This window comes from Deltaproteobacteria bacterium, from assembly GCA_003194485.1.
Lineage (GTDB): Bacteria > Desulfobacterota > Dissulfuribacteria > Dissulfuribacterales > UBA3076 > UBA3076.
The window spans coordinates 127800-133903 of sequence record PQXD01000003.1; the positions used below are offsets into that span (position 1 = coordinate 127800).

A 6104-nucleotide genomic window follows, 5' to 3' on the forward strand; every position below is an offset into this window, starting at 1 on the left:
TCGTTGTTCGAATTTTATACCCCATAAATAATCTGCGCTGTTGCCGTCTCAATCCTGGCTATGGTGGTATTTTTACCCATAGCTTGAGAAAAGACGATCACAGCTTGCCTCTGAAGGCTCAAAAGAGCCTCCTGTGCTGCGTCACAAAATTCGCCTGCGCTTATATGAAATATCCAGGGCAAGCGGCTCGATTATCCTGAAAAAATGCGCTTGCCCGCAAAGTGCCATCGGATTAACTTGGGCCGTTCATGAAACCAACAGATTTTCTGCCTCTGACAAGAAGGCCAAGCCGTTACCTTGGCAATGAAATTAATGCCTGCCATAAGGACTGGAACGAAGCAGGTCTCCGAGTCGCTCTTGTCTTTCCTGATCTCTATGAAATCGGGATGTCCCATCTCGGGCTTCATATCCTGTATCACATAATCAACGAAATACCATGGGCATTGGCAGACAGGGCCTACTGCCCTGATGTTGACCTTGAAAAACTCCTGAGATCTGAAAAAGTGCCTCTCTGGGGTCTTGAGAGCCGGCGTCCCCTGAGCGACTTTGATATTCTGGCCATAACCCTCCCGTATGAACTCTGCTATACCAATATCCTGACCATCCTGGACCTTGCAGGCATACCCATCCGGGCGGAGAAAAGAAACAACCCGATATGGCCCATAATCCTCGGCGGAGGAAGCTGCGCGGTCAATCCTGAGCCCATCGCTGATTTTTTTGATGCCATCCTGGTAGGAGACGGAGAGGAGGCCCTGCCGGAAATCGCGGGTCTTGTAAAGAATTGGCGAAAAACAGGAGGAGATAAAAATGAGATTCTCACCGGCCTTTCCCGTGTGGACGGCGTCTATGTACCGGGATTTTACAGGCCAAGATATGAGAAGGACGGATCATTTGCCGCACTTGAGCCCAGGAGGCCCGAAGCAGGTCTTATAAAACGCAGAACAGTATCTGACCTTGAAAAGGCCCCTTTTCCGTCCCGCCCCCTCGTACCATATACGCAGATAGTCCATGATCGCATGGGAATCGAGATAGCAAGGGGCTGTACCCATGGCTGCCGGTTCTGCCAGGCAGGCATTACCTATAGACCCGTACGTGAACGCTCACCTCAAAAGGTCTTCTCCCTGCTGGAACAGGCCCTGGCCGCATCCGGATGGGAGGAACTCTCACTGCTTTCCCTGAGTACAGGTGACTATGGATGTCTCTTGTCCTTGTTAATCACCTTGATGGATCGATACACGCCTGAGAATGTCGCAGTCTCTCTTCCTTCTCTTCGAGTAGGGACCCTTAATCCGGAAATTATGAAACAGATACAGAGGGTGAGGAAAACCGGGTTTACCCTGGCCCCGGAGGCAGGCAGCGAGAGACTGCGAAGAGTAATAAACAAGGGAATTACAGAGCATGACCTCATTGACACGGCCACACAGGCCTATAAGCTCGGCTGGAGCAACATAAAACTCTATTTCATGACAGGCCTTCCGACAGAGACCGTGGCCGATGTATTGGAAATAGCCAGACTCGCAAGGAAGGTCCTTGCAAGTGGCGGGAAAAGGGGCAGGAAGGTCACTGTCAGCGCAGGCACCTTTGTCCCGAAACCCCATACGCCTTTTCAGTGGGAGCGGCAGCTGAATGTCCGGGAATCCGGAGACCGTCTTGAACTGCTGAGATCCAATCTAAAGGGCCGGGATCTTCACTATAGGTGGCACAATCCGTTTCAGAGCTTCCTGGAAGGCGTTTTCTCCAGAGGGGACCGCAGGCTTACAGGGATCCTTTGCAGGGCATGGAGAATGGGAGCGCGTCTTGATGCATGGAATGACCATCTGAGACCTGACCTTTATAGAAAAGCCGCCCTTGAAGAGGATATCGAGCTTGAAAAATACATAAAAGCAATCGACACAAAGGCACCCCTTCCCTGGGGTCACATCTTAACCGGTGTGAGCAATAAGTATCTGCTGGATGAAAGAGAAAAATCCAGAAAAGAAATCTACACACCGGACTGCAGGCACGGAGAATGCCAGGCCTGCGGGGTGTGTGATTTCAGGAATATCCGTCCCGTAGTCCACGAGAAGGAAAAAGTTCATGCTTCATCCCACACTCAGTCATCCAGTCACCAAGTCATCCAGTCACCAAGTCATCCAGTCACTTACCATCTGACCTTCAGCAAACTGGGAGAGGCACGATTTCTGGGACATCTCGAATTGGTCCATGCTCTTCACCGGGCGGCAAGGAGGGCGCATATCCCGGTTGCCTATTCCCAGGGGTTTCATCCCAAGCCCCGCTTTTCTTTCGGACAGCCCATACCCCTGGGTACCGAGAGTCTGGCAGAACAGTTTGCCATTACACTTACAGGGTATATGAAACCGGAACTTCTGAAGAATTTACTTGGTGAAGCAATGCCCCGGGGAATCATAATAAGATCCGCAGAACCCGTCGGCCCGAAGACTTCTTTAAAAATTCCTGAACTGGTAAGGTACCTGATATCTGTTCCGGGCGTAACGGCATCTCAGATGAAATGCTCGGTTGAAAAGCTGAATTCAACCGCCGAATGGCCCGTAAGCAGGAAACGCAAGGGAAAGCAGATCACAACAGACCTCAAGCAGGTAGTCGAATCTCTTCAGTTGATAGCAGAAAAGGATGTGGAAGACGGACGAATAACACCTTGGTCCTGGCCTGAAGATGCAAAATATGATGAACTCCCGTTTTTTGACCTGACGCTCAGGTCCATTGCCCGTTTCAACCTAAAGCCGGCAGAAGTAATAGGTTCGATCATGGGGCTTTCCGGGGAGATGATTAAGATGTTGCGCATCCTCAAGCTGGGCTTCAGCATCCCCAAATCCCCTTAAGCGCTGGGTTATTTTGTAAACATTCACAGGTTGCATTTATGCCATAGGGGAGTTGTTTTGAAAGATGAACGTCGAACATCGAACATCGAACGTCCAACATCGAATGAAAAACGAATATCCAATACCGACATTCAACATCTATTTCTGTTTCTTCATCTTTTCCCATTCAACGTTCGATGTTCGATGTTCGACGTTCATTTTTTTCTTGAACCCTGAACCCGTGTTCTATTTCTTCATCTTTTCCCATTCAACGTTCGATGTTCAACGTTCGATGTTCGATGTTCATTTGCTTTCCGAATCAATTCCACGGCCTTGACCCTGTAACGGTCCGCCTTTAGAACACGTACAGTCAGATCGCCGCATGTGAAAGTTTCTCCTTCTTTGGGAATCCTGCCGAGGCAGTGGAGAACATAGCCGCCCACGGTCTCAAAGCCCTCCTTGGCAATCTCAATCCCTGTTTCATCTCTCAGGTCATCGATGTCCGTCATCCCGTCCACAAAAAAGCGGCCCGGACCCTTTTCCAGGATTTCAGGTGTTAGATCCTCGTGTTCATCGACAAGCTCGCCGAATATCTCTTCTATGATGTCTTCGATTGTTACGATTCCGAAGCATGCACCGAATTCGTTCACCACGACAGCCAGGTTTTCGCGCTCTTGTTGCATTTCAACAAAAAGCTCGTCGATCTGTTTCGTCTCAGGAACCAGGCGGGCCGGTCTCATGTATGAACGGATGAATTGCTTTCCTTGCCGGTCGTAGAAAACATCAAAGACGTTCACAAGACCCACGATCTGGTCGATCCGCTCGCGGTAGACCGGGATTCGTGTATGGCCTTGTTCGCGCACAAGATCAAGAAGTTCGTCAGTGGATGCCGACTCGGGAAGTAGTGCCACCTCTGAAATAGGCATCATGACTTCGCGCACGGTTGTCGTAGCATAATCCAAAGTCGATTCCAGCATCTCCTGCTGGTATTGCTGGAGCCCTCCCCCTTCGCCGGATTCTTCGACAATGAGCTTGATTTCCTCCCGGGTGGCCGCATAAGCGGATTTGCCCCGGCTGCCAAAAAGGCGGAGCATGCCCGCAGCAAAAAGGTCAACCGGGATGGCAATCGGTGCAAGCACCCAGGACAGAATTCTCCAGAAAACACATGTCTTAACCAGCACCCGATCGGCATGGTGCAGGAAATAGGCCTTTGGTACGATCTCACTTATCACCAGAAGCAGAGAGGTCATCATGACAGTGGCCAGGATCGGCCCAATGGAACCAAGTCTTTGCTCAAGGGTCACTGTCGCGATGGCCCCGCCCGAAATGTGAAAGACGTTTGTTGCTATAAGAGTTACGGCCAGGAAGCGCTCCTTCCGATCGAGAAGGCTGAGGGCCCGGGTAGCGCCTCGCAGACCTTCGGAGGCCATATGACGGAGTCGTATGCGGCTTGCCGAAACCAGCGCAATCTCAGCACCTGCAGCAAAGCCCGCCCCCAGAATACAAATAACGAGCAATATGAGGTCAAGCGTCATTTCCCGCGGTCTCCCCATGTATTCGTTTGACGCGACAGCTCACGATCCTGCCTTTTTTGGATGCAACCACTGTAAACAATGCGCCGCCCCGCTCAATTGCCTGTCCAGGCAAGGGAATTTCGCCGAATTCATTGCACAGATATCCGTTCAGGGTCACAGATTCACCTTCAGGCAGCGTAAGGCCGCAGACTTCATTGACCTGTTCAACAGGGGCACGGCACAACACCGACCACTCGCCCGGCCCGAGTCGACGGATAAGCTGTTCTGCCTTTTCGTATTCGTCATAAATCTCGCCGACAATCTCTTCCACCAGGTTCTCCATGGTCACAATGCCGGAGGTCACGCCGTATTCATCCACAATCACCGCCATGTTGAGGCGGTTTTTCTGCATGTAACGGAAAATGCGATGAATCCTGGCACCTTCAGGAAAAACGGCAACAGGATTAATCAGCTCGCTGATCTGGCGGTCGGGATTCAGGAAAAACTCCTTGGTACTTACAAAACCGACAATGTGATCAAGACTGCCTTCACAGACCGGGATCCTGGAGTGACGCGCCTCAAGCATCAACTGCCGCAGCTTTTCGCAAGATATATCCAGGGTGGCGTACACAATGTCCACGCGCGGGGTCATAATCTCCTCGGCCGTGGTCTGGGAAAAGCGAATGATATTGTGTGCAATGCGCCGTTCCCGGGAGGTGATCGTCTCCTTCCTGCCCGCCTCCTCGAACAATACTTCCAGTTCGGATGGGCCCAGGACGTCGCCGGGTTTCTCCGGCACCCCGAGAAACCGTAAGATCGTACGGGCCGAGTAATCAAATACGACCACTAACGGCCGGGCAACCTTTGAAAAAAAGTGAAGGGGTATGATGGAGACCCTGGCGAGTCTTCCGGCATGGCTTACCGCGATGGTCTTCGGTATGATCTCTCCGATGAAAAGCACGAGGAGCGAATCAACGACAATGGCGACAGGGAGGCTATGGGCCGGGACCAGTCTTGCGAAAAGGAGGGCCGCTATCGCCGACGTGGCCACATTGATAAGGGTGTTTCCGAAAAGGATGGTTGAAAGCAGCTCCCTTGGGCGCTGCAATGCACTGACAATGAGCCTTGCCCACCTTGATTTCACCTTTCCAAGACGGCGGCGCTCAATGCGATCCAGGCAAAAAAAAGCGGTTTCCGTTGCGGAAAAGCAGGCCGAACAGACGAGCAAAACAGCCAAAAGTGCTGTCAGAATTGCCGTATCTGATAAGAGATTATCAAGCAGGACTTCCAAGTACGATTCCTGAATAAAAGCTGCAACCCCTCGGCCCGCCATGCCAAACCATGTAATTATCCATCTCGTGCCTGGCAATCAGCAGACTTTTTTCCATATAAATGTCCACAAACAAAAATATAATAAGAAATAGATGTTAAAGCCAGAAGAAAATCCGTTAGATGGAAATTGGAAATTAGAAATTGGAAATTTGGCCTTCATGCTTTTGTAGACATCCAACTCGTAGTCCTGTTTCATTGTAAATATTCGGTGAACCCGTGGCCCACTGAATATTTACCGTTTCATTTCATCCCGAATTTCTAATTTCCAATTTCCAATTTCCATAAATACTTACGATAATACATTTGGACTTTGGCAGAACTGGATATTTCATATAAGATACAGGCAGCAAGCACCGGGTAGGCTGCTTGCCATACAATTACTGCCATTGGTCTGAAGATTCTTTCATAGAGCAACCATTTTTTGAGTCAACTCCTCAAT

Annotated in this window: 3 protein-coding genes; 1 reads left to right on the forward strand and 2 read right to left on the reverse strand. The window is 50.4% G+C overall.

The window, feature by feature from the left end:
• Positions 1 to 248: 248 nt before the first annotated feature.
• On the forward strand, positions 249 to 2840 hold the full coding sequence (locus C4B57_02825; GenBank protein PXF55569.1) for a TIGR03960 family radical SAM protein: 2592 nt from the start codon (positions 249 to 251) through the stop codon (positions 2838 to 2840).
• A gap of 233 nt (positions 2841 to 3073) precedes the next feature.
• Here the strand turns inward: C4B57_02825 and C4B57_02830 are convergent, their stop codons facing one another.
• On the reverse strand, positions 3074 to 4372 hold the full coding sequence (locus C4B57_02830; protein ID PXF55570.1) for a hypothetical protein: 1299 nt from the start codon (positions 4370 to 4372) through the stop codon (positions 3074 to 3076).
• Positions 4344 to 5666, reverse strand: coding sequence for a hypothetical protein (locus C4B57_02835; protein ID PXF55571.1), 1323 nt, complete (start codon positions 5664 to 5666; stop codon positions 4344 to 4346). Before C4B57_02835 ends, C4B57_02830 begins: the two co-directional genes overlap by 29 nt.
• Positions 5667 to 6104 lie beyond the last annotated feature (438 nt).